This window comes from Pikeienuella piscinae (assembly GCF_011044155.1).
Classification (GTDB): domain Bacteria; phylum Pseudomonadota; class Alphaproteobacteria; order Rhodobacterales; family Rhodobacteraceae; genus Pikeienuella; species Pikeienuella piscinae.
This window is the reverse complement of the sequence record NZ_CP049056.1, coordinates 2,882,649-2,904,239: the sequence shown is the minus strand read 5'-3', so window position 1 is coordinate 2,904,239 and position 21,591 is coordinate 2,882,649. Positions and strand designations below refer to the sequence as shown.

General features: G+C 68.8%; 23 protein-coding genes. 12 read left to right on the top strand and 11 right to left on the bottom strand.

Annotated elements, in window-relative coordinates:
- Window positions 1-2: 2 nt before the first annotated feature.
- On the bottom strand, window positions 3-563 hold the full coding sequence (petA, locus tag G5B40_RS13775) for a ubiquinol-cytochrome c reductase iron-sulfur subunit (RefSeq protein ID WP_165099684.1): 561 nt from the start codon (window positions 561-563) through the stop codon (window positions 3-5).
- A gap of 710 nt (window positions 564-1,273) precedes the next feature.
- Between petA and G5B40_RS13770 the strand changes: the two genes are divergently transcribed.
- Window positions 1,274-1,507 (top strand): hypothetical protein, encoded by a 234-nt coding sequence (locus tag G5B40_RS13770; RefSeq protein ID WP_165099682.1) that lies wholly within the window; start codon window positions 1,274-1,276, stop codon window positions 1,505-1,507.
- Window positions 1,508-1,621: 114 nt separating this feature from the next.
- Here the strand turns inward: G5B40_RS13770 and G5B40_RS13765 are convergent, their stop codons facing one another.
- Genes G5B40_RS13765 through G5B40_RS13755 form a run of 3 tightly spaced genes read right to left on the bottom strand, consistent with a single transcriptional unit; the run spans window position 1,622 to window position 6,227 of the window.
- The gene (locus G5B40_RS13765; RefSeq protein WP_165099679.1) at window positions 1,622-3,460 is read right to left on the bottom strand and encodes an ABC transporter ATP-binding protein; all 1,839 of its coding nucleotides are present in this window, start codon (window positions 3,458-3,460) and stop codon (window positions 1,622-1,624) included.
- The gene (locus G5B40_RS13760; RefSeq protein WP_165099676.1) at window positions 3,457-4,389 is read right to left on the bottom strand and encodes a GIY-YIG nuclease family protein; all 933 of its coding nucleotides are present in this window, start codon (window positions 4,387-4,389) and stop codon (window positions 3,457-3,459) included. The genes G5B40_RS13765 and G5B40_RS13760 overlap by 4 nt, the downstream gene beginning before the upstream one ends.
- The gene (locus tag G5B40_RS13755; RefSeq protein ID WP_165099674.1) at window positions 4,386-6,227 is read right to left on the bottom strand and encodes an ABC transporter ATP-binding protein; all 1,842 of its coding nucleotides are present in this window, start codon (window positions 6,225-6,227) and stop codon (window positions 4,386-4,388) included. The genes G5B40_RS13760 and G5B40_RS13755 overlap by 4 nt, the downstream gene beginning before the upstream one ends.
- Before the next feature lie 269 nt (window positions 6,228-6,496).
- Here G5B40_RS13755 and hemF point away from each other — a divergent pair, with 269 nt between their 5' ends.
- The 3 genes from hemF to G5B40_RS13740 all read left to right on the top strand — a co-directional run bounded on the left by hemF (window position 6,497) and on the right by G5B40_RS13740 (window position 9,975).
- On the top strand, window positions 6,497-7,378 hold the full coding sequence (gene hemF, locus G5B40_RS13750) for an oxygen-dependent coproporphyrinogen oxidase (RefSeq protein ID WP_165103649.1): 882 nt from the start codon (window positions 6,497-6,499) through the stop codon (window positions 7,376-7,378).
- A gap of 1 nt (window position 7,379) precedes the next feature.
- Window positions 7,380-8,663 (top strand): adenylate/guanylate cyclase domain-containing protein, encoded by a 1,284-nt coding sequence (locus G5B40_RS13745; protein ID WP_165099671.1) that lies wholly within the window; start codon window positions 7,380-7,382, stop codon window positions 8,661-8,663.
- A gap of 61 nt (window positions 8,664-8,724) precedes the next feature.
- Window positions 8,725-9,975, top strand: a complete 1,251-nt coding sequence (locus G5B40_RS13740; RefSeq protein ID WP_165099668.1) for a caspase family protein — start codon at window positions 8,725-8,727, stop codon at window positions 9,973-9,975.
- 24 nt (window positions 9,976-9,999) lie between these two features.
- On the opposite strand, the gene G5B40_RS13735 is transcribed toward G5B40_RS13740, so the two are convergent.
- A complete protein-coding gene (locus tag G5B40_RS13735; protein ID WP_165099665.1) occupies window positions 10,000-10,323 on the bottom strand; it encodes an NIPSNAP family protein in 324 nt (107 codons plus the stop codon).
- Between the two features lie 136 nt (window positions 10,324-10,459).
- On the opposite strand from G5B40_RS13735, the gene G5B40_RS13730 reads away from it, so the two are divergent.
- The 7 genes from G5B40_RS13730 (at window position 10,460) to G5B40_RS13700 (ending at window position 15,838) form a co-directional block, all read left to right on the top strand.
- Window positions 10,460-11,188 (top strand): SDR family oxidoreductase, encoded by a 729-nt coding sequence (locus G5B40_RS13730; protein ID WP_165099662.1) that lies wholly within the window; start codon window positions 10,460-10,462, stop codon window positions 11,186-11,188.
- A 6-nt stretch (window positions 11,189-11,194) separates the two neighbouring features.
- Window positions 11,195-11,806 (top strand): hypothetical protein, encoded by a 612-nt coding sequence (locus tag G5B40_RS13725; RefSeq protein WP_165099660.1) that lies wholly within the window; start codon window positions 11,195-11,197, stop codon window positions 11,804-11,806.
- 88 nt (window positions 11,807-11,894) lie between these two features.
- On the top strand, window positions 11,895-13,112 hold the full coding sequence (gene coaBC / locus G5B40_RS13720) for a bifunctional phosphopantothenoylcysteine decarboxylase/phosphopantothenate--cysteine ligase CoaBC (RefSeq protein ID WP_165099657.1): 1,218 nt from the start codon (window positions 11,895-11,897) through the stop codon (window positions 13,110-13,112).
- Complete coding sequence (gene dut, locus G5B40_RS13715; RefSeq protein WP_165099655.1) at window positions 13,106-13,579, top strand: dUTP diphosphatase; 474 nt, start codon at window positions 13,106-13,108, stop codon at window positions 13,577-13,579. The genes coaBC and dut overlap by 7 nt, the downstream gene beginning before the upstream one ends.
- Window positions 13,580-13,586: 7 nt before the next feature.
- Window positions 13,587-14,030, top strand: a complete 444-nt coding sequence (locus G5B40_RS13710; RefSeq protein WP_165099653.1) for an RrF2 family transcriptional regulator — start codon at window positions 13,587-13,589, stop codon at window positions 14,028-14,030.
- A gap of 27 nt (window positions 14,031-14,057) precedes the next feature.
- Window positions 14,058-15,008 carry a cysteine synthase A gene (cysK, locus tag G5B40_RS13705; RefSeq protein WP_165099651.1) on the top strand — a complete coding sequence of 317 codons (951 nt, stop codon included), beginning with the start codon at window positions 14,058-14,060 and terminating at the stop codon, window positions 15,006-15,008.
- Window positions 15,009-15,082: 74 nt separating this feature from the next.
- Window positions 15,083-15,838, top strand: a complete 756-nt coding sequence (locus tag G5B40_RS13700) for a HesA/MoeB/ThiF family protein (RefSeq protein ID WP_165099649.1) — start codon at window positions 15,083-15,085, stop codon at window positions 15,836-15,838.
- Between the two features lie 21 nt (window positions 15,839-15,859).
- Here the strand turns inward: G5B40_RS13700 and G5B40_RS13695 are convergent, their stop codons facing one another.
- From G5B40_RS13695 to G5B40_RS13685, 3 genes are read right to left on the bottom strand one after another with little or no spacing between them, the layout of a single operon-like run.
- Window positions 15,860-16,420 carry a DsbE family thiol:disulfide interchange protein gene (locus G5B40_RS13695; RefSeq protein ID WP_165099646.1) on the bottom strand — a complete coding sequence of 187 codons (561 nt, stop codon included), beginning with the start codon at window positions 16,418-16,420 and terminating at the stop codon, window positions 15,860-15,862.
- The gene (gene ccmD / locus G5B40_RS13690) at window positions 16,417-16,581 is read right to left on the bottom strand and encodes a heme exporter protein CcmD (RefSeq protein WP_165099644.1); all 165 of its coding nucleotides are present in this window, start codon (window positions 16,579-16,581) and stop codon (window positions 16,417-16,419) included. The genes G5B40_RS13695 and ccmD overlap by 4 nt, the downstream gene beginning before the upstream one ends.
- A 1-nt stretch (window position 16,582) precedes the next feature.
- Window positions 16,583-17,314, bottom strand: coding sequence for a heme ABC transporter permease (locus G5B40_RS13685; RefSeq protein WP_165103646.1), 732 nt, complete (start codon window positions 17,312-17,314; stop codon window positions 16,583-16,585).
- A 364-nt stretch (window positions 17,315-17,678) separates the two neighbouring features.
- On the opposite strand from G5B40_RS13685, the gene G5B40_RS13680 reads away from it, so the two are divergent.
- A complete protein-coding gene (locus tag G5B40_RS13680) occupies window positions 17,679-19,064 on the top strand; it encodes an SUMF1/EgtB/PvdO family nonheme iron enzyme (protein ID WP_165099641.1) in 1,386 nt (461 codons plus the stop codon).
- Between the two features lie 3 nt (window positions 19,065-19,067).
- On the opposite strand, the gene G5B40_RS13675 is transcribed toward G5B40_RS13680, so the two are convergent.
- From G5B40_RS13675 to ccmA, 3 genes are read right to left on the bottom strand one after another with little or no spacing between them, the layout of a single operon-like run.
- Window positions 19,068-20,147, bottom strand: a complete 1,080-nt coding sequence (locus tag G5B40_RS13675; RefSeq protein WP_165099631.1) for an enolase C-terminal domain-like protein — start codon at window positions 20,145-20,147, stop codon at window positions 19,068-19,070.
- Window positions 20,148-20,156: 9 nt separating this feature from the next.
- Window positions 20,157-20,813: a heme exporter protein CcmB gene (gene ccmB / locus G5B40_RS13670; RefSeq protein WP_165099629.1), complete on the bottom strand. Its 657-nt coding sequence runs from the start codon at window positions 20,811-20,813 to the stop codon at window positions 20,157-20,159.
- Window positions 20,810-21,451, bottom strand: coding sequence for a heme ABC exporter ATP-binding protein CcmA (gene ccmA, locus G5B40_RS13665; protein WP_165099627.1), 642 nt, complete (start codon window positions 21,449-21,451; stop codon window positions 20,810-20,812). The genes ccmB and ccmA overlap by 4 nt, the downstream gene beginning before the upstream one ends.
- Window positions 21,452-21,591 lie beyond the last annotated feature (140 nt).

Here is a 21,591-nt window from a genome sequence, read left to right as displayed (position 1 = left end):
CCTCAGCCGAGCTTGACGGTGTTTTCGTCCGGATATGACGCGATCGGAACATGCATGTTCTCCGGCGCGGGGCCTTTGCGGATGCGGCCCGCGGTGTCGTAATGCGAGCCGTGGCAAGGGCAGAACCAGCCGCCGAAATCACCGGCGTTGCCCAACGGAACGCAGCCGAGATGCGTGCAGACACCGATCATCACCAGCCAGTCCTCGCGGTCGCCGATGGTGCGGTTCTTGTCGTCCGCGATCGCGTCGCCCGCGATGTTGGGGTTGCGCGCGACCTGATCGCGCAGCGTGCTGACATCGACTTCGCGGGCCGCCTCGATCTCTTCCTGCGTGCGGTGACGGATGAAGATCGGCTTGCCGAGGAACTTGACGGTGAGCTGGGTGCCCTCCTCGACGCCGGAAATATCCACATCAATCGAGGCGAGCGCGCGCACGTCGGCGCTCGGGTTCATCTGGTCCACCAGCGGCCAGACGGCGGCGCCAACGCCCACGGTGGCTGCGGCGCCGGTCGCGACATAGAGAAAGTCGCGGCGGGTTCCAATTGCTTCGGACACGGGTCCCATCCCCTCTAATCGGCCGGCGGTCCGGCAGTTGCTTTCGCGCCGGCCTGCACGGCGACAGGCGCCGCGCGCCGGGCGGCGCGGTTTCGCTCACGTTTGCGGGCTTAGCGCGTGACGCGCGGCGCGTCCAGCGGTTAGGCGGCGTCCGGGGTTGCGCTCTGGTCGCACCCCTTGTCGCCGCGCCCCCAGCGGGGGGCGGCGGGGCCGGGAGCCCGAGCAACCCGAATCCCGAGAGGAACAGAGCCGCCGAAGCCAGCGTCGGGGCCGCCAGCGCCTCGGCCGCAGGGACGGTCGGAGCGATCGTCGCCTCCGGGCCGGGGAATCGCCCCCCCGGAGCCCGATCCAGCCCGATCCGCGCCAAGACGCCGTCGAAGGTTCGAAGCCCGCGGCGAAACCGACGGGCGCGGGAAGCGAAAGATCGTGCGGCGCGCCGCTACCGGCGGAGGCTAGCCCGATGAAGGCGAAGATCCGCGATTCGTCCGGCGCCGGACTGAACCACATCGGACGGGAGGTCGATCTCCAGATCCATGACGGTCGCGGCCGGAACGCCATGTTCCGTCACAACCAGCGGAAACGACAATTGCTTCGCGCGCGGCGCGCGGTCGGGCTTCGGCCAAGCGGTTGCGGCGCGGCGATCACAGAAAGTTCACGGAACAAATATCTTGTCGTTACGTTCGGCAGACATACATCATGTAGTGGAAGAGGAGAGAAATATGCTCGATCATGCCACCATCGACAATCTCGCTTCGCTCCGCCGCCAGATTGACGAGGCCGAGGCGGCCTGCGGGCGAACGCTCGGCGCGCTGATCCGCGCCCGCGGCCAGACGCGCACGCTGGCGGAGGCGACTCCTTTCCTCAGCGCTTGCGCAGGCGACCTCGACCGGCTCGCCGGCGCGGTGCGGCGCGCCGCCGCCGAGGCCGTCGCGCCCGCCGCCCTCACCGACTGACCCGCTAACGCCCGGGTTCCCCGTCGCCGCATCCTGTCCCTGCCAGGCGACGAACTCGCCCCGCTCCTGAAAAAGGGGCGGGGCTTTTTCGTCAATCGGGCGGCGGCGCCGCCTCTACTCCGCCGCCTCCAGCCCGATGAAGCCGCCCGATTGCCGGGTCCAGAACCCGGCGTAGAGCCCGTCCTGCGCCAGCAGCGTCTCGTGACTGCCCTCCTCGGCGATGCGGCCTTCCTCCAGCACCACGATCCGGTCCATCCGCGCGATGGTGGAGAGCCGGTGCGCGATGGCGATCACCGTGCGTCCCTCCATCAGCCGGTCGAGGCTTTCCTGGATCGCCGCCTCGACCTCGGAATCCAGCGCCGAGGTCGCCTCGTCCAGCGCCAGAACCGGCGCGTCCTTCAGGATCGCGCGGGCGAGCGCGACACGCTGGCGCTGGCCGCCCGAAAGCTGAACGCCGCGCTCGCCGAGATGCGCGTCATAGCCGCGCCTCCCGCTGGAATCCTCCAGCCCCTCGATGAAATCATGCGCCTCGGCTTCGCGCGCGGCCTCGATCATCTCCTCCCATGTCGCCTCCGGGCGGCCGTAGAAGATGTTCTCCGAAGCGGAACGGTTGAACATCGAGGTCTCCTGCCGGACCATCGCGATCTGCCGGCGCAGCCCGTCCTGCGTAAGATCGCGGATGTCCCGCCCGTCGAGCGTGATCCGCCCCGTTTCCACGTCATAGAGCCGCAGGAGGAGCGAGAGCACCGTCGTCTTGCCGGCGCCGGAGCGGCCCACCAGCGCCACCTTCTCGCCGGGGCGTATGTGAAGGTCGAATCCGTTGAGCCCGCCGCCCTCCGCCTTGCCGTAATTGTAGTGGACATCCTCGAACCGGATGTCGCCCGCCGCCCGCGCGATCGGCGCGGCGCCCTTCCGGTCGGTGATGTCATGGCCCGGCGTCAACGTCCGCATGCCGTCCTCGGCCTCGCCGAGATGCGAGAAGATGGTCATCGTCGTGAAGCTGATCCAGCCCGACATCTGCGCGATGCGGGTCGAGAGAAGCCCGGCGACCGCGATGTCCCCGGCCGTCGCCGCGCCCTCGCTCCAGAGCCAGAGCGCGCAACCGATCAGGAGGACGGGCAGCACCCCGGCCAGCGCCATCAGCACGCCGCGAAACCCCGCCGCCAGGCCGCCGAACTCCAGCGCCCGCTCGCGAAACGCGCCGACCGAGCGCTCCGCCGCCTCCTCTTCGCGCCCGACATGCGCGAACAGCTTGACCGTGGCGATGTTGGAGAGCGTATCGACGATCTGCCCGGTCACCGCCGCCCGCGCAGCCGCCCGCGCCCGCGCCCGCACGCGGATGCGCGGCAGATACCAGCGGATCAGCGCGAAATAGGCTGCGATCCAGAGCGCAAGCAGCGCCGAGAGGCGCCAGTCCACCTGCCCCAGCACCAGCGCCGCGCCGACCAGCGTGGCGAAGGCGAAAGTGATGGCGTTGCAGGTCTCCAGCACCACTTCTGTGACGGAGTTCGCGGTCTGCACCGCCTTCTGCGTCAGCCGGCCGGCGAAATCGTCGTCGAAGAACCTGAGCGACTGGCCGAGCGTGTGGCGGTTGAGCCGGGTGATGACCAGAGAGAAGAGATTCGGGCCGAGCGCGATCGAGGTCATGGCGGCGCCAAGCGCCATCAGCGCCGGGCGCAGGACGATGAAGAACCCGGCGATGAGCAGCAGCATCGGCCAGCGCGCGGCGAAATACCCCGTCACCCCGTGCGCCGCTGCATCGTCGATCACCCAGCCGATGATCAGCGCCGCCGCCGATTCGACGACGCCGAGGATGAACCCGGCCAGCGCCGCCAGCGTGATCGCCGGCCACGCCCCGCTCAGGAGCCACATCAGGAACGCGCCGAAGCGCTGCGGCGGCGGCCCGTCGGCATGGGCGAAAGGCTGGATGAGCGAGGCGAAGAAACTCCTCATTCCGCGTCCTGCCTCAAAGCCTGCGTCTGCTGCCAGTCGTGATAGGTCTGGCTCGCGCCCTTCACCTTCCATTCCGTTCGCCCGTTGCTGTTCCGGTCCAGCACGACCGCCGCCGCTCCCGAGGGGCTGGAGAACGACCAGGGCCGGACGCAGCGCAGCTTCTCCGCGCCGGGCGCGTCATGTGGAACCAGCACGCCGTCGGCGATCGGCTTTTCCTTCAGCCCGCCATAGCTTTGCTGGACATAGCCCGTGCCGGTCAGGGCCTCCGACCCCTCGAGCACGATGAATTCGCCGTCCTCCTCCACCGCCGTGGCCTTGACGCCGCTCTTGTGCCGGATCTCGAAGCGCACCTCGCCTGTGGTGCGCTCCTCGACCGGCCTGACCGTCTGCGTCACCGCGCGGGGTTGCGGCTTGAGCATGTCGAGGCCGATCACCGGCAGGATGATCCTGAGATTGGCGAGGAACTGCTCCATGTTGGCCACGTCGGCCTCCGGCAGGCGCCGGCGCAAAGTGTCGGGTTGCGTGCCGTTGTCGAGCGTCACGCGGCCCGCCTGCGCCGCGACCTGAATCAGCCGCGCCTCGAGATATTCGGCATGGCCCTTGGAGAGGTCGTCATCGCTGGTGGTCACGGTGATCGCGGTTTCCCAGAAGTCGCGCTTCAGGGCGCTTTGCCTGATCCGCTCGGCGACGGAATTTCCCGACCCGATATAGGCGCGCGCGCCGCCCGGCTTGTCGGGATCGGGGCCGGAGAGAATGTAGACACCGGTGCGGTCCACCTCCTCCCGCGCGGTCAGATCGCCGAAGGCGGAGGCGCCGCTCACAAAAAGCAGCCCGGTCCAGCCGTGGATGGTCGCCTTGCGCAACCCTGTGGGCTTGCCGTCCGCCAGAAAGAGCTGGATGGTGCGTCCGAACGTATCGCCAGCGCTCATTCCGCCTCCTGCATACCGATGAACCCGCCCGACTGGCGCGCCCAGAACCGGGCGTAGAGCCCGCCTTTCGCGATCAGCGCCGCATGCGGCCCGATCTCCACGACGCGGCCCGCGTCCAGAACCACGATCCGGTCCATCCGCGCGATGGTTGAAAGCCGATGGGCGATGGCGATCACGGTCTTGCCTTCCATCAGGTCGATGAGGCTTTCCTCTATCGCCGCTTCGACTTCGGAGTCGAGCGCCGAGGTCGCCTCGTCCAGCACCAGGATCGGCGCGTCCTTCAGCACCACCCTGGCGAGCGCGATGCGCTGGCGCTGGCCGCCGGAGAGCTTCACGCCCCGCTCGCCGACCAGCGCGTCATAGCCCCGGCGCCCGGCGAGGTCGACGAGATCGGGGATGAATCCGTCGGCGGCGACCTTGCGCGCCGCCTCCGCGATCTCCGCCTCGCTGGCGTCGGGGCGCCCGTAGCGGATATTGTCGCGGACCGAGCGATGGAGAAGCGAGGTGTCCTGCGTCACCATGCCGATCGCGGCGCGCAGACTCTCCTGCGTCACCCCGGCGATGTCCTGCCCGTCGATCTCGATCCGTCCGGCCTCCGCATCGTGAAACCGGAGAAGGAGATTCACCAGCGAGGATTTACCCGCCCCCGAACGCCCGACCAGGCCGATCCGTTCGCCCGCCGCGATATCCAGATCAACCCCGTCGAGGCCGCCGCCGCCCGCCTGCCCGTAGGTGTGGCGCAGACCGGTGACGCGGATCGCCCCGCCCGCGACGACCAGAGGCTTCGCGCCCGGCCGGTCGTTGAGCGTGATCGGCGCGGCGATTGTCTCCATCCCCTCCGCGATCACGCCGAGGTTCTGGAAGAGCGAGGAAAGCGCCCACATGATCCAGCCGGTCATCGCGTTGAGCCGCAGGACCAGCGCCGTCGCCGCCGCCACAGCGCCGACCCCAGCCGCGCCCTCGGACCAGAGCCAGATCGCCCAGCCGACGACGCCGGCCATCAGGAAGCCGTTGATGACGACGAGGCCGAGATCCATCCCCGTCACCATCCGCATCTGCCGCGCGAAGGTCTGCCGGCCATGCTCGATCGCTTCATGCGCGTAGGCTTCCTCGCGCTGGCCGTGGCTGAACAGCTTGACCGTCTGGATGTTGGAATAGCTGTCCACGATCCGCCCGGTGATCGCCGAGCGCGCGTCGGAGAACGCCTTGCTCGCCGCGCCGACGCGCGGCGTGAAATACGCCATCATCGCGACATAGGCGAGGAACCACAGGATCAGCGGCAGCGTCAGCCGCGCGTCGGTGTCGGCGAGCAGGATCAGCGCGCCGATCAGGTAGACCGCCGCATAGACCAGCGCATCGAAGATCTGGAACGCCGCTTCACCCATCGACGGCGCGGTCTGCATCACCCGCGACGCGATCCGCCCGGCGAAATCCGCCTGAAAGAACCCGACCGACTGGCGCAGCATCCGCCGATGCGCCCGCCAGCGCACCAGCGTGCCGAGATTCGGCATCAGCGCCTGGTTCAGCAGCGCGACGTCGACGAACTGCACCGCCGGACGCAGCACCAGCACGAACCCCGCCATGAGCAGCAGCTCGACGCCATGTTCAGCGAAAAAGGTCTCCGGCGACGAGGCGGCCAGAAGATCGACGACGCGCCCGGCATACCAGATCAGCCCGATCTCGATCAGCGTGCCGAGGGCGGTGAAAAACGTCGCGAGAACCAGCACCCAGCGAAAAGGCGCGAGGAAGCGCAGAAGGAACGGCCAGAGCCGGGTTGGAACCGGCCCGCCGGAATCGCCCCGATAGGGATCGACGAGGTTTTCGAAGAAGCGGAACATGCGACGACCCTCCGGAGGGGCGAGACGGGAAAAGGCGACGGATGCGGGCGCCGGGCCCGGTCAGACGGGCCGCGTCACGCGCGAGGCGGGCAGGTCCTGATCTGATCCATCGGCAAGATCCCTTCGGTTCCGGCGAGGGTGGTAGCCCGGCCTTCCGTCGCAGGCAAGCGCCGCGCCTTGCGCCGCCGCGCCCCAATGCCGATAAACCCGACGAAGATGCAGGGGAGACACAACCCGTGACCGACGCCCAAGCCGAACGTCCCGGCGAGATGCGCGCCGAGAAAGCCCGCGCGGCCGCATGGTTCACCGAACTTCGCGACACGATCTGCGCGGCTTTCGAACGGCTGGAGGACGAACAGACCACTGGCCCCCACGCCCGCCTCCCCGCCGGCCGCTTCACGCGAAAGGAAACCCGCCGTCAGGGCGAGGCGGGCGAGGAGTCCGGCGGCGGTGTGATGAGCGTCATGCGCGAGGGCCGGGTTTTCGAGAAGGTCGGCGTCAACATCTCCACCGTCCACGGCCGGCTCGGCGAGGCCGCCCAGCGCTCGCTCACCGCGCGAAAGGAGGTGCCGGGGCTGAAGGACGACCCGCGCTTCTGGGCCTCCGGCGTCTCGCTCGTCGCCCATATGCGAAGCCCGAAGACGCCGGCGATCCACATGAACACACGGATGTTCTGGACGCCCTTCTGCTGGTGGTTCGGCGGCGGAACCGATCTCAACCCCATGGTCGAGGTCGCCGAGGACACTGCGTTCTTTCATGGCGTCCTGAAAGCCGCTTGCGACCGGCACGATCCGGCCTATTACCCCGCGCACAAGGCTTGGGCGGACGAGTATTTCATGATCCGTCACTGGGATGAGCCGCGCGGCGTAGGCGGGATCTTCTACGACGATCTCTGCACCGGCGATTGGGAGGCCGATTTCGCCTATACGCAGGATGTCGGCCGCGCCTTTCTCGACGCCTTCCTGCCGATCACCGAAAAGCGTCGCGACGAGCCGTGGACAGACGCGGATCGCGAGGCGCAATTGGTGAAACGCGGCCGCTACGCCGAATTCAACCTCGTCTACGACCGCGGCACGAAATTCGGACTGGAGACCGGCCACAACCCCGAAGCGGTGCTGATGAGCCTGCCTCCGGTGGCGAAATGGCCGTGATGTGACCGAGGCGCTGAGCCCGGCGGCGGATCGCGGCTTCAACCGGTTCACCCTCGCCTTTCGCGATCCGGCGCTGGAGAGCGCCTTCATCCAGGAGAACAACCGCCGCGCCGTCGGGCCGCTCCGCGTCGTCATTCTGGTGATGATCCTGTTCGCCCTGCTGCAGGGCGCGCTGGAATTCTACGGAATGATCGTCGAGGGCTGGGCGCATTATGACGTGTTCCTCGCCGGCCTCGCGGTTCGCGCGGCCAACATCGTCGTGCTGCTCCTTGCGCTCTGGATCACGACGCTGCCGGCGGCGGTCCGCAACGGCCAGATCGTCGTCGGGCTGTTCGCGGCCGGGCTGTTCGCGATCTTCATGTTCGGCAGCGGCAATTACGGGCTCTGGATCGAGCGGTCGGCGACGCTCTTCAATTTCACCCTGACGATCATGCTGGTCGGGCTCGGGCTCCTCTTTCGCTTCGCGGCGCCGCTCGGCCTGATCTTCGCCCTCGCCTTCACGCCCGTCGTCGCCTTCTGGATGGAGGTGCCCTACGCGCCGCTCTTCATCCTTTACGCCACGCTCGCGGTGATGTCCTGGGTCGCCTACTCCATCGAGCGCGCGCGGCGCGAGGCGTGGGCCGGCGCGCGCGATCTCGCCGACGAGAAGGCGCTGACCGAACGTCTCCTCCTCAGCGTGCTGCCGCCCTCCATCGCCGGGCGGATGCGCGCCGGCGAGACGCTGATCGCCGACAGTCATGACGAAGCGACCGTTGTATTCGCCGATATTGTGAACTTCACCCCGCTCTCCGCCACCATGACGCCCGAGGCGCTCGTGGCGATCCTCGACGACATCTTCACTGGTTTCGACCGCATCGCCGACGAGTTCGATCTGGAGAAGATCAAGACCATCGGCGACGCCTACATGATGGCCGCGGGCCTGCCGACGGAGCGCAGCGCCGATCCCGCCCATGCGCTCGACGCCGCGCTCGCCATGCGCGTCCGACTCGACGAGGTGGCGAAGGCGCGCGACGTCGACATCTCGATGCGCGCCGGGGTCCATGTCGGCCCGGTGGTCGCGGGCGTCATCGGCCGCTCCAAATTCGTCTACGACCTCTGGGGCGACAGCGTGAACGTCGCGAGCCGGATGGAATCGACCGCCCCGGCGGGCGAGATCCAGGTGACCGAAGCGGTCCACGACCTGCTCGCCGCCGATTTCGCCTTCGCCGCGCGGGGCGAGATCGAGGTGAAGGGCAAGGGCAGGATGCGAACCTGGCTACTGGAGGGGCGGCTCGACCGGTCGTGACGCGAGCGGCGGCGGCGATTCCTGCTATAGTCATGGCCCGCGACAGGCGAATCGGAGTCCGATGCTGCGCATTCTGGTCCTCATCCTCGTTCTGTTCGCGCCGGCCGCGATGGCGAAGAACGTGGCGCTCGTCATCGGCAACGGCGCCTATGCGGAGAGCGGCTCGCTTCGCAACGCGGCGAAGGACGCGCGCGACATGGCCGACCGCCTTCGCGGCCTCGCATATGACGTGATCGACGGCTACGATCTCACCCGGATCGAGATGCTCGAACAGGTCGAGACGTTCGCGAGGCGGGTCGCGCGGGACGATGTCGCGCTGTTCTATTATTCGGGCCACGGCGCGCAATTGGGTGGAGAGAACTACCTGATCCCGGTCGATGCGCGGTTCGCCGGCGCCGATGCGCTACAGTCAAGCTCGGTCAAGCTCAAGGCGGTGCTGCGAACGATGGAGCTGCGGGCGCGCACGCGGGTGGTGATCCTCGACGCCTGCCGCAACAACCCGTTCGTCGACACGACGGCGAGCCGCTCCGCCGGGGCGGCGTCTCGAGGCCTCGCGCGGCTGGAGGCCGGGGTCGGCTCCTTCATCGCCTTCTCGACCGCGCCCAACGATGTCGCGACGGACGGCGCCGGCGGCAACAGCCCCTTCACCGCCGCGCTGATCCGGCATATCGGAACGCGGGACGACGACATTCACGAAGTCATGCGCCATGTGCGCGCCGACGTTGTCCGCGAGACCAGCGGGCGACAAACGCCGTGGGAGAATTCCTCTTTACTGCGGGAGGTGTACCTCGCCGCCCCGCCCGACCAGTCGGCGACGGGCGACACGCCGCAAGCGCCGGCGCCAGCTTCGCTGCATTATGTGGACGGGCTCGATCCCCAGGGCGACAATTTCCTGGCGCTGCGCAGCGCGCCGGCGGGGCGCGGCGGCCGGATCGACAAGATGGCGCCGGGAACCGAACTGGAGGTTCTCGACCGCGACGGCGCCTGGGCCCGGGTGCGTTTGCGCGACGGGCGCGAGGGGTGGGCCCATTCGAACTGGATCCGTTGCTGCCGCGCCGCCGGCGCGAAGGCCGAAACGCCGCGCGCGGCCAGCGCGGACGCCGCGCCGCAGGGCTGCGACGCGCTCTGGCATGCGCGAAACGCGATATGGGACAGCTACGGCTATTGCTTCACCAGCGCGCGCGGACGCGCCGCCTTCGGCGCGAACGGGTGCTCGCGCGACATGGAGGGCGCTCGGGCGGCGATGACGCCCGCGGACATCGGCGAGATCGAACGGATTGCGGCGGCGGAGCGCGCCGCCGGCTGTCGATAACCGGCGCCACCCGCTGTATTCTTGCTATTTCAGGACCGAAGACGGCGTCGGCGTCAGTCGCAGCACCTTGATCTTCTCGCGATCCATCAGTTCGCGGACCTTCGGCCCGATCTCGTCCTTCCATTCCGGGTCTTCATAGACGGCGGCGTAGAGCCGCTCGCGTTCGGCTTCAGATTCGAAACGCCGGATCCAGACGAAGACGCTGTCGTCCGTCTCCCCGCTGAAACTGCCGGGAACGACCATGCCGCGCGCGATCTGGAACGGCAGGATCACCTCGTCGAAGAGCTTGACCCAGGCCGCCATCTTTCCGGGGCGGATGACATACTGGCGAAGTTCGTAAAACGGCATGGGAATTTCCTCTCCTCGGTGTTTCGCGGATAAGACCGGCGCGCGCCCTGCGGCGCAAGCCCTTCATGCGCAATTGAAACGCCGCCCCTCCGCCGCCTATCTTCGCGCCGGAGCGATAAAGATAAGGGAGAACGACATGCCGGAGGGAACAGCGCTGGTCACCGGGGCCTCCGCCGGAATCGGCGCCGCGACGGTTCGCGCGCTGGTCACGGATGGCTGGGCCGTCCACATGACCGCGCGCCGCGCCGAGCGGCTTGCGACGCTGGCGAAGGAGACCGGGGCGACGGCGCACGCCATCGACATCCGCGACCACGCCCGGATGCGCGAACTGGTCGAGCAAACGCAATTCGATCTGCTCGTCGCCAACGCCGGCAAGGGCGCCGCGATGACAGCGCTGGAGGACGCCGCGCCCGCGGACATCGCCGAACTGATCGAGATCAACGTCACCGCGCAGATCCAGCTCGTCGGCGCGATTCTGCCCGGCATGGCGGCGCGCGGGCGCGGTCATGTCGTGACGCTCGGCTCGGTCGCCGGGCTCTACGCGACCGGCGCCGCGCTCTACAGCGCCTCGAAACACGCGGTGCGCGGCTTCGTGCGCAACATGCGGCTCGACCAGCTCGGCAAGGGCGTCCGCTTCACCGACATCCAGCCCGGCCGGGTCAGGACGGAATTCTACGATGTCGCGGTGAAGGACGCGGGAAAGCGCGAAGCGATCAAGGAGACCGGCATCGAAGAGCTTCAGGCCGAGGACGTCGCCGAGGCGATCCGCTGGGTCGCGGCGCTGCCGGCGCATGTGAACATCTCCGCCCTGGAGATCACGCCGACCGACCAGGCCTTCGGCGGCGTCCGCCTCGCCGGGCGCTGAGCGGCGATGGATGAGTTGAATGGCCGGATCGCGGTGATCGGCTGGGGCTCGCTGATCTGGGATCTCGACGATCTCGCGCCCAAGGTCGAAGGGCCGTGGCTGATGCGCGCCGGCCCGTCGCTGCCGTTCGAGTTCTCTCGCATCTCGCCGAAACGTCAGAACGCGCTCGCGCTTTGCCTCGACCCCGAGCATGGCGCGCCCTGTCCGACCAACGCCATCCTCTCGATGCGCGCCGACATTCATCAGGCCGCCGAGGATCTCCGCGCGCGCGAGCGAGCCAGGGAGATCGGCTTCATCGGCGCCTTCTGCGCCCGCACCGGCTTCCATCGCTCGCGCCTGCCCGAAATCACCCCGGTCTTCGCAGAGTGGTGCGAAGCGACCGGCGCCGCTGGCGCGGTCTGGACCGATCTCGACAGCAATTTCACCGGGATGAACGGCTCCGATTACTCCATCGCGGCCGCCATCGCCTATCTCCGCACGCTCGAAGGCGCGTCCCTCGACGAAGCCGTCCGCTATATCGAACGCGCCCCGGAGACGACCGAAACCCCGCTGCGCAGCGCTCTTCGGGCCGACACCTGGTGGCGCCAGGAAGTCGCGCGCCGATCCGCGGCCGGATGAAACGCTCCCGATATCGGGTTAGACATGGCCGGCGCGGCAAATTACAGTCAGGTGGTGCGAAACACGGGTATTCACGCATGCGAATACGATGATGGCGCAAAAGCGCATCCTTCTGGTGATCGGCGGCGGCGTCGCCGCCTACAAATGCCTCGAACTCATTCGCCGCGCGCGCGAACGCGGGATCCGCGTGACCCCGGTGATGACGCGGGCGGCGGCGGAATTCGTCACGCCGCTCTCCGTTTCCTCGCTGGCCGGAACTGCGGTCAAGACCGACCTTTTCGACCTGACGGAAGAGGCGGAGATGGGCCATATCCAGCTCTCGCGCGCCGCCGATCTGGTCGTCGTCGCCCCGGCGACCGCCGATCTGATGGCCAAGATGGCCAATGGTCACGCAAACGATCTCGCCTCCACCCTGCTGATGGCCACCGACAAGCCCGTCCTGATCGCCCCGGCCATGAACGTCCGGATGTGGGAGCACGCCGCGACCCGGCGCAATCTCGCGACGTTGCGCGCCGACGGCGTTCATGTCGTCGGCCCCGATGAGGGCGACATGGCCTGCGGCGAATTCGGACCCGGTCGGATGGCGGAGCCGGCGGAGATTCTCGCCGCGGCGGAGCGGCTTCTCGGCAAAGGCGCCGGGCGGCTGGCCGGCAAGCGCGTCCTCATCACCTCCGGGCCGACGCATGAGCCGATCGACCCGGTGCGCTATATCGCCAACCGCTCATCGGGCAAGCAGGGAACGGCGATCGCCGCCGCGCTTCTCGCCGAAGGAGCCGAAGTCACGCTGATCACCGGCCCGACGGCGGAGCCCGCCCCGCCGGGCGTGAAACTGGCGCGGGTCGAGACCGCGCGCGAGATGCTGGCGGCGGTGGAGGCGGCGCTGCCGGTCGACGCCGCGATTTTCGCCGCCGCCGTCGCCGACTGGCGCGCGGCGGAGGCCTCCGTGCGTAAGCTGAAAAAGGACGGTTCCGGCGCCATTCCCGATCTGAAGCTGTCCGAGAATCCTGATATTCTGCGCACCATCTGCGCCCTGCCGCCGGGCAAGCGCCCGGCCCTCGTCGTCGGTTTCGCCGCCGAGACCAATGACGTGGTCGAGAACGCGACCGCCAAACGCGCCCGCAAGGGCTGCGACTGGATCGTCGCCAACGACGTCTCCGGAGACGTGATGGGCGGCGCCCGCAACCGGGTGACGCTGATCGACGGAAAGGGCGTCGAGGACTGGCCCGAGGCCGCGAAAGACGAAGTCGCCCGCCGCCTCGCCAATCGCATCGCCGATCACCTCGCGGCGGAGACGGCGAAATGCTGAACGACGTCGCCATCGCCATCCGCCCGCTCGCGCATCACGATCCGGCGCTCGGCCTTCCCGCCTACGCGACGGCGGGCGCGGCCGGGGCCGATCTGCGCGCCTCGTTCGCGCCCGAATCGCGCGCCGCCGGCCTCACCCTCGCGCCCGGCGCGCGGGCGCTGGTTCCGACCGGGCTCTCGATGGCGGTTCCGGAGGGGTTCGAGGCGCAGATCAGGCCGCGCTCCGGCCTCGCGCTCCGGCACGGGCTGACGGTGGCGAACGCGCCCGGAACGATCGACAGCGACTATCGGGGCGAAGTGAAGGCGCTCCTCGTGAATCTCGGCGATGCGCCGGTCCTGATCGCACATGGCGACCGGGTGGCCCAGATGGTGATTGCGCCGGTCGTCCGCGCGACCTTCGCCGCCGCCGACCTCGACCGGACCCGGCGCGGCGAAGGCGGTTTCGGCTCTACCGGCGTGAGCGGATGAGGCGGGGATGCTGAAATTCTCACGCAAGACCCTCTTCGCCTTCGAAGCCGTGCTCGACATCGCCTATAACGCCCGCCCCGACCCGGTGCAGTCGAAGGACATCAACCGCCGTCTCGGCATTCCGCAGCGCTATCTCGAACAGGTCATGCAGCAGCTTGTCCGCGAGGGCGTCCTGAAAGGCGTGCGCGGCCCGCGCGGCGGCTACACCCTGGCGCGAGAGCGCCGGCGGATCACCGTCGCCGAAATCGTCCGCATCGTCGACGCCGCCGAGAATGACGGCGACGAGGCGCCCGCCTCCGCGCTCGGCGAAAAGGTCGCCCGCCCGCTCTGGCTGAACGCCCAGGAAGCGGTGCTGCGCGAGCTGGAGAGCGTGACGATGCAGGATCTCTGCGCCGAGGCCGAGGCGCAAGGCGTGAAACGCGCCGGCGCGGTCCCGGACTTCTCCATCTGACGCCACCCAAGCCGAAAGGGATATGCGATGACCGCCCGCGCGCATGGCCGCATTTACGACGACATCACCGGAACCATCGGCGGCACGCCGCTGGTGCGGTTCTCCCGCCTCGCCGCCGCGAGCGGGGTCGAGGCGGAAATCTGCGGCAAGCTGGAGTTCTTCAACCCGCTCGCCTCCGTCAAGGACCGGATCGGCGTCGCCATGATCGACGCGCTGGAGGCCGAGGGGAAGTTGAAGGACGGCGCGACGCTCATCGAGCCGACCTCAGGCAACACCGGCATCGCGCTCGCCTTCGTCGCCGCCGCGCGGGGCTATCGGCTGATCCTCTGCATGCCCGAATCGATGTCGATCGAACGGCGGAAGATGCTGCTTCTCCTCGGCGCGACGCTGGAGCTGACCGATCCGGCCAAGGGCATCAACGGCGCCATCGCGCGGGCGGAGGAACTGGCGGCCGCGACGCCGGGCGCGATCATCCCGCAGCAGTTCTCGAACCCCGCCAACCCGGCGATCCACGTGCGGACCACGGCGGAGGAGATCTGGACCGACACCGGCGGGAAGATCGACGTTTTCGTCTCCGGCGTCGGCACGGGCGGCACGATCACCGGCGTCGGCAAAGTGCTGAAGGAGCGAAACCCCGACGTGAGAATCGTCGCGGTGGAGCCGGAGGACAGCCCGGTGCTTTCCGGCGGCGCGCCGGGCCCGCACAAGATCCAGGGCCTCGGCGCCGGTTTCGTCCCGGAGATCCTCGACCGGAGCGTGATCGATGAAGTGCTGACCATCGGCAACGAAACCTCTTTCGACATGGCCCGCCGGCTGGCGCTTCTCGAAGGGGTTCCCGGCGGCATCTCCGCCGGCGCCGCCATCGCCGCGGCGCTGGAGCTGGCGGAACGGCCGGGCATGAACGGCAAGCGCATCGTCGTCATCCTGCCCAGTTTCGCCGAGCGCTACCTCTCCACCGCGCTCTTCGACGGCTTGTGATCGCGCGCCACATGGTCCGGGGACGGTTTCCGCACTATATGTGTTAGCGCAATGTCAACAGGAACCATGGACGGATGGGCGATTCATTCACGACAGGGGAGCTGGAGCGCTACGCCCGTCACATCATCATGCGCGAGATCGGCGGCCCCGGCCAGCGGCGGCTCCGCGGCGCGAAAGTGCTCGTGGTGGGGGCCGGCGGGCTCGGCTCGCCGGCGCTGATCTACCTGGCGGCGGCCGGCGTGGGCACGATCGGCATCGTCGATGACGACGTGGTCTCGCTCTCCAACCTGCAGCGCCAGGTCATCCACACCACCCGGCGCGTTGGCGAAATGAAGACCCTAAGCGCGAAGGACGCCATCGCCGCGCTCAACCCGCACGTATTCGTGCGCCTTCACGAAACGCGGGTGATGGCGGACAACGTCGAAGAACTCATCAAGCCCTACCGGCTGGTGATCGACGGCACCGACAATATCGAGACGCGCTACATCCTCAACCGCGCCTGCGTCGCGCGCTCGACGACTCTGATCTCGGCGGCGCTGACGCAGTGGGAGGGGCAGATCTCCCTCTTCAAACCGTGGGAAGGCGGGCCCTGCTATGAATGTCTCTACCCCGAGCCCCCGCGCGAGGGGCAGGCGGTCTCCTGCGCCGCCGGCGGCGTCCTCGGCCCGCTCACCGGGGTCATGGGGTCCCTGATCGCCGTCGAGACGATCAAGGATGTCGCGCTGGCCGGCCGGACGCTGAAGGACCGCGTGCTGATCTACAACGCGCTCGACGGCGAGACCCGGACCTTCGATGTGGAGAAACGCAGGGATTGCCCGGCCTGCGGCTGATCGGCCGCGCGCGCCGCCCTGCTAGCCCGCGCCCTTCGCCGCCTCGATCGCCGGCATGATCCGCTTTTCCAGATCGTCGTTTTGGATCGGGCCGACATGCTTGTAGACGATCCTGCCCGCGCCGTTGATCACGAAGGTCTCCGGCACGCCATAGACCCCCCATTCTATGCCCGCGCGGCCGGAGGTGTCGGCGCCGACGGCGGTATAGGGATCGCCGAGATCGGCGAGGAAGGATTTCGCCTGCGAGGCCTGGTCCTTGTAATTGAAGCCGCGGATATCGACGCCCGCCGCCGCCAGCTGCATCAGGAACGGATGCTCGACCCGGCACGGCCCGCACCAGCTCGCCCAGATATTGACCAGCTTCACCCCGCCGTCCTTCAGCGCGGCGGCGTCGATGCCGGGGCGATCCTCGTAAAGCGGCGGCAGATCGGTCCGGGGCGCCGGCTTGTCGATCAGCGTCGAAGGCAGATCGCTGGCGTCCTCGCGCGAAAGCCCGAACCAGAACGCCCCGGCGACGGCGAGAAAGCCGACCACCGGCAGAAACCTGAGCAGCCCGGACCGGGGTTTCCGCTCATCGCTCATCGCGACTCCTTTCGCGCGGCCTCACGCCGCTCCAGCTCCGCCTTCGCCCGCGCGCCAGAGAGCCGCACCCAGATCAGCAGCCCGCCGAAGATCACCACGAAGGCGCCATAGGCGGGCCAGACGAACCGGGCGTGCGCCCCCAAGTCGGTGATGATCTCCATCTCAGTCGCGCGCCGCCTGCAAGGCCAGCGCCCGCGCGCGGCGCAGCCGGATCTCGGTCCGCGTCCGCGCCAGCAGAAGCGCGATGAAGGCCAGATAGAACCCGGCGATGGAGAAGAGCAGAGGCCGATAGAACACCCCGGCGACATTCTCCTCCGCATCCAGCGAGAGCGAGGCCGGCTGATGAAGCGTCCGCCCGTCGAAGATTTCCACCGCGTAGCGCGACATCACCGCGAAGACGACGCCGACAAGGCAGAGAACCGCGGTCAGATCCGCCGCCTTCTCCGGGTCGTCGATGGAGTTCCAGAGCGCGATATAGCCGAGATAGAAGAAGAACATGATCAGGACCGAGGTCAGCTTCGGGTCCCAGACCCACCACGTCCCCCAGGTCGGCGCGCCCCAGAGCGCGCCGGTGATCAACGCCAGCGCCGTCATCGCCATGCCGATCGGCGCCGCCGCCTTCGCCGCCAGGAAGGAGACATGATGCCGGCGCACCAGCCCGATGACGGAGGCGATGGCCATCATGAAATAGATGTTGATCGCCAGCATCGCCGCCGGAACGTGGATATAGATGATACGCGCGCTCTCCCCCTGCGTCGCGTCGGTCGGCGTCAGGAAAAGCCCCCAGACCACCCCGACGCAAAGCGCCAGCGCGCCGAGCCCCGCGCACCACGGCAAAAGGGCGCCGGAGACGCGCATGAATTCGGCCGGGTTCGCATAGCGCCAGATCGACATGGGTTTGAGCAGTATCGCCATCGGTTCCGTCCGGCAACGCCCCTCCCGTCGCAGTCGCGCCACCGTGTTGAGGGGCGCGGGCCGCGAAACCCGCGCGTCCGGCCGCCGCTCCCTCGCCGGGAATCGCCCCGCATCCCGGCGAAGGAGACCGGCCCGAGGCCGCGCCTCTTACCCCGCCGCGGACAGCCAGATGCGCGTTAACAAAGCATGAACTTTCCAAGTTTGTATATATTTCAATATCTTGACCCCCTTATCGCGTGCGATAACGCACTCCGGGCGCGCGATAAGCCAGCCCGCGCGTCGCCGGATCGGAGAGACTGATCGCCCTTCACCTGATAGACTGCCCGCCGAAGGGAGACCGGCGATGGCGGGCGGCAAGATCTTCATCTCCTACCGAAGGGCGGACAGCCAATGGGCGGCCGCGCGGCTCTATGACACGCTCTCGGCCGCGTTCCCCGAAGAGCGCATCTTCATGGATGTCGAAAAGATCGCTCCGGGGCAGGATTTCATCGAGGTGCTGGCGGGGCAGGTCGGGGTTTGCGACGTTTTTCTCGCGCTGATCGGCCCGGAATGGCTGTCGCTGCGATCGCCGGGCGGCGCGCGCCGCCTCGACGACGCGAAGGACTTCGTCCGTATTGAAATCGCCTCCGCGCTCGGGCGCGAAGGAACGGTGACCATCCCGATCCTCCTCGACGGCGCCGCGCCCCCCGCGCCCGCCGATCTGCCGGACGACCTGCGCCCGCTCGCGCGGCGCCAGTTCGTCCGTCTTACCCATGAAGGGTTCCGCGACGAGATCGGCCGCCTTGAGGATGCGATTCGCGCTGCTCTCGGCGCCGGGGCGACGCGCCGCGCCGAGGCCCGGCCCCGCCGCGATCTGCGCCGCCCGGCGATGATCATTCTCGCGCTTCTTCTTCTCGCCGCCGCCTGCGGCGTCGGCTACGAGCGCCTGACCCGCCCCGAAGACCCGGCCGGGACCCCCGATCTCGCCAGTTTCACCGAGTGCGACCGCTGCCCCGAGATGATCGCGATCCCGGCCGGCGCCTTCCTGATGGGTTCGCCCGAAGACGAGTCCGACCGGCTCGACCAGGAGGGCCCGCAACGCCAGGTCACGGTCCCCCGCTTCGCCATATCGAGGACCGAAACGACATGGGTGGCCTACGCCGCCTGCGTGGACGACGGGGCCTGCGCGAAACTCCACGACGACGGCCTCCCGAAAGACGGCATGCCCGCGATGGGCGCGTCATGGGAGGACGCGCAGACCTTCATCGGCTGGCTCAACGAAATGGTCCCCGGCGAGCCCTACCGCCTGCCGACCGAGGCGGAATGGGAATACGCCGCAAGGGCGGGAACCCAAACCGCCTACGCGTGGGGTGAGACATGGGACCGCTCAAAGGCCAATATGGGGCGCGAAGTCTGCTGCATCGGCGCCGCCGAAGGCGCGGATGAATGGGTGGATGCGGCCCCGGTCGCGTCCTTCCCGCCCAACCGTTTCGGACTCTTCGACATGGCCGGCAACCTCGCCGAATGGGTCGAGGACGTCTATCGCGACGATGTCGAGAACAACCCGACGGACGGCTCGGCCCGCATCTGGGAAAGTGACGACCCGATGGCCCATCGCCACGTCCTGAAGGGCGGCTCGTTCAAGGACCGGCCCTGGGCCGTGCGTCCGGCGATGCGCTATTCGAACGACATCAACTGGCGGAACGACGATTACGGCTTCCGCGTCGCCCGCGACATGCGCCCGCGCTGAGCTTCAGCGCAGATAACGCGCCACCGCCGCCTCGTCCCACTCGATCCCGATTCCGGGCCGCGCCGGCGGCCGCGCCATGCCCGAAGCGATGACGAGCGGCTCCGCGAGGATCGGCTCCGCCCAGTCGACATATTCGAGCCAGTCCGCCGTCGGCGTCGCCGCCAGAAGATGCACGCTGACCTCCGGGTAAAGGTGGCTGGAGACCGGAATCCCCGCCGCCCCGCACAGCGCCGCCGCCTCCAGCCAACCGGTCACGCCCCAGATCTTGCCGGCGTCCGGCATCAGGAGATCCGCCGCGCCGCCATCGATCAGCCGCGCGATGTCATGCGGCCCCCAGGCGTTCTCCCCGGTCATGATATGCGTCGCCGCCGCATCGCGCGCCTGCGCGTGGCCCGCGACATCGTCCGCCCGCACCGGCTCCTCGATCCAGAACACCTGATCGCCGATGGCGCGGGCGCGCCGCGCCGCCTCGGCTGGCGAAAGCGACTGGTTGTAATCGGTCATCACGAAGCTTTCGGGCCCCACCGCCTCCCGGCAGGCCGTGATCGCGGCGAGGTCCTCCTCCAGCGTCGCATAGCCGAGACGAAGCTTGAGCGCGCCGAAGCCCGCGTCGAGCGCCCGCGCCTCCGCCGGAACCGCCGCCGCGCCGATCAGCCCCAGCCCGTTAGAGTTATAGGCGCGGATCGGCGCCCCGGCAGCGCCGAGCGCGGCGTGGAGCGGCAGACCGAGGGTCTTGGCGAACCCGTCCCAGGCCGCCATGTCGAGCCCCGAAAGCGCCTGCCCCATCGAGCCGAGCGGACTGGCCAGCCTGAGCCGCGCCCGCATCCCGCGCTGAAGATCGCGCGGCGCGAGCGGGAGGCCGACCAGCGTCTCGCCGAGATCCTCGACCGCCGCGACCAGCGCCCGGAGCGCGAAGACCCCATATCCGAAGAGATAGGCCCGCCCGATGCTTCCGTCCGAGGCGTGCAGATCGATCAGCGCCAGCGGCGCCTCCGTCACTGACCCGCCCCCGGTGACCAGCGGCCGGCGCATCGGAACCACGACGCCCCGCGCCTTCACTTCTTTCACGATGATTCCGGCCATGACGTTTCCCTATCTCAGATTGACCCGCAGCGCGGCCGCGGCGGCGAAGGGCGCGGCGGCGAGCGCGACCAGCGTCACCGCGCCGGAAAGGTAAAGCGCCGCGCTGGGGTCAAGCCCGGTGGACGCCCGCTCGACCGCCCGCGCGCCGAGCACCATCGTCGGCAGATAGAGCGGCAGCACCAGAAGCGAGAGCAGCAGCCCGCCGCGCCGCACCCCCACGGTCAGCGCCGCGCCCACCGCCCCGATCAGAGAGAGCGCCGGCGTGCCGATCAGCAGCGAGAGGACCAATGCGCCATAGGCCGAAGGCGCAAGATTCAGCATCAGCCCGAGCAGCGGCGAGAGCGCGACGAGCGGCGCACCGGTCGTGAGCCAATGCGCCGCCGCCTTCGCCAGCGCCGACAATTCGGGCGGCGTCGGCGACAGCATGATGAGATCGAGCGAGCCGTCCTCGTAATCCGCCTGAAAGAGCCGGTCGAGCGAAAGAAGGCAGGCGAGCAGCGCCGAGACCCAGAGCGCGCCGCCGGCGATCCGCGTGAGCGCCTCCTCCGCGCCGCCGACCCCGATCGGGATCAGGAGCGAGGCCATGGCGAAGAAGCCGAGCGCCATCAGCCCGCCGCCGCCGATCCTGAAGGCGAGCGCGAGATCGCGGCTGAAAAGCGCCCTCACGCCCAGGCGCCCGCTAGGAACGGATCGCCCACCGCGTCGGCCCCAACTTCGGGCGCCGTCAACTCGATCCGCGGCCCCTTCGGAAGACCGAACTCGACATGCGTCGCGACGACCGCGATCCCGCCCGCCCGGCAATGCGCCGCGATCCGCTCGGAGAGGGCCGCGACAGAGGCCGCGTCGAGCGACACGGTCGGCTCGTCCAGCAGCCATATCCGCCGCCCCGCGACCAGGAGCCGCGCGAGACCGAGCCGGCGTTTCTGCCCGGCGGAGCAGAACGCCGCCGGCTCGTCCGCAATATGGGCGAGCCCGAGCCGCGCCAGCGCGTCGTCCACATCACCGCCAGAGCGATAGATCGCAGCCCAGGCGCGGAGATTGGCGCGCACCGAAAGCGCCGGCTTCACCGCGTCGAGATGCCCGGCATAGGCGACATGAGCGGCGACATCCGCCGCGCCCTCGAACATGACGCGGCCGCGCTTGAGCGGCGAGAGCCCGGCGAGCGCGCGCAGGAGCGTCGATTTTCCCGCGCCGTTCGGGCCGGCGACGAGAGCGGCCTCCCCCGCCTCGATGCGGAAATCGGGCGCGGCCAGCGCAAGCCGTCCGCCCCGCTCCACCGCCAGGTCTTCCGCGATCAGCGCCATCTTCGCCCCGAACCGATTTCAGCCGCCGGTATAACGGCTTCCCGCCGCGCCGCCAATTGCGCGCACGACGGCGAGCGTATAGATCAACAGGAGAAGCGGGCTGATCCGCGCGCCTTCGCGTATTGCGCGACTCACGGGCA

What these genes read in the sequence shown, in the direction of transcription:
- petA (WP_165099684.1), bottom strand. Translation starts at nt 563, where the DNA reads ATGGGACCCGTGTCCGAAGCAATTGGAACCCGCCGCGACTTTCTCTAT.
- G5B40_RS13770 (WP_165099682.1), top strand. Translation starts at nt 1,274, where the DNA reads ATGCTCGATCATGCCACCATCGACAATCTCGCTTCGCTCCGCCGCCAG.
- G5B40_RS13765 (WP_165099679.1), bottom strand. Translation starts at nt 3,460, where the DNA reads ATGAGGAGTTTCTTCGCCTCGCTCATCCAGCCTTTCGCCCATGCCGAC.
- G5B40_RS13760 (WP_165099676.1), bottom strand. Translation starts at nt 4,389, where the DNA reads ATGAGCGCTGGCGATACGTTCGGACGCACCATCCAGCTCTTTCTGGCG.
- G5B40_RS13755 (WP_165099674.1), bottom strand. Translation starts at nt 6,227, where the DNA reads ATGTTCCGCTTCTTCGAAAACCTCGTCGATCCCTATCGGGGCGATTCC.
- hemF (WP_165103649.1), top strand. Translation starts at nt 6,497, where the DNA reads ATGCGCGCCGAGAAAGCCCGCGCGGCCGCATGGTTCACCGAACTTCGC.
- G5B40_RS13740 (WP_165099668.1), top strand. Translation starts at nt 8,725, where the DNA reads ATGCTGCGCATTCTGGTCCTCATCCTCGTTCTGTTCGCGCCGGCCGCG.
- G5B40_RS13735 (WP_165099665.1), bottom strand. Translation starts at nt 10,323, where the DNA reads ATGCCGTTTTACGAACTTCGCCAGTATGTCATCCGCCCCGGAAAGATG.
- G5B40_RS13730 (WP_165099662.1), top strand. Translation starts at nt 10,460, where the DNA reads ATGCCGGAGGGAACAGCGCTGGTCACCGGGGCCTCCGCCGGAATCGGC.
- G5B40_RS13725 (WP_165099660.1), top strand. Translation starts at nt 11,195, where the DNA reads ATGGATGAGTTGAATGGCCGGATCGCGGTGATCGGCTGGGGCTCGCTG.
- coaBC (WP_165099657.1), top strand. Translation starts at nt 11,895, where the DNA reads ATGATGGCGCAAAAGCGCATCCTTCTGGTGATCGGCGGCGGCGTCGCC.
- dut (WP_165099655.1), top strand. Translation starts at nt 13,106, where the DNA reads ATGCTGAACGACGTCGCCATCGCCATCCGCCCGCTCGCGCATCACGAT.
- G5B40_RS13710 (WP_165099653.1), top strand. Translation starts at nt 13,587, where the DNA reads ATGCTGAAATTCTCACGCAAGACCCTCTTCGCCTTCGAAGCCGTGCTC.
- cysK (WP_165099651.1), top strand. Translation starts at nt 14,058, where the DNA reads ATGACCGCCCGCGCGCATGGCCGCATTTACGACGACATCACCGGAACC.
- G5B40_RS13700 (WP_165099649.1), top strand. Translation starts at nt 15,083, where the DNA reads ATGGGCGATTCATTCACGACAGGGGAGCTGGAGCGCTACGCCCGTCAC.
- G5B40_RS13695 (WP_165099646.1), bottom strand. Translation starts at nt 16,420, where the DNA reads ATGAGCGATGAGCGGAAACCCCGGTCCGGGCTGCTCAGGTTTCTGCCG.
- ccmD (WP_165099644.1), bottom strand. Translation starts at nt 16,581, where the DNA reads ATGGAGATCATCACCGACTTGGGGGCGCACGCCCGGTTCGTCTGGCCC.
- G5B40_RS13685 (WP_165103646.1), bottom strand. Translation starts at nt 17,314, where the DNA reads ATGTCGATCTGGCGCTATGCGAACCCGGCCGAATTCATGCGCGTCTCC.
- G5B40_RS13680 (WP_165099641.1), top strand. Translation starts at nt 17,679, where the DNA reads ATGGCGGGCGGCAAGATCTTCATCTCCTACCGAAGGGCGGACAGCCAA.
- G5B40_RS13675 (WP_165099631.1), bottom strand. Translation starts at nt 20,147, where the DNA reads ATGGCCGGAATCATCGTGAAAGAAGTGAAGGCGCGGGGCGTCGTGGTT.
- ccmA (WP_165099627.1), bottom strand. Translation starts at nt 21,451, where the DNA reads ATGGCGCTGATCGCGGAAGACCTGGCGGTGGAGCGGGGCGGACGGCTT.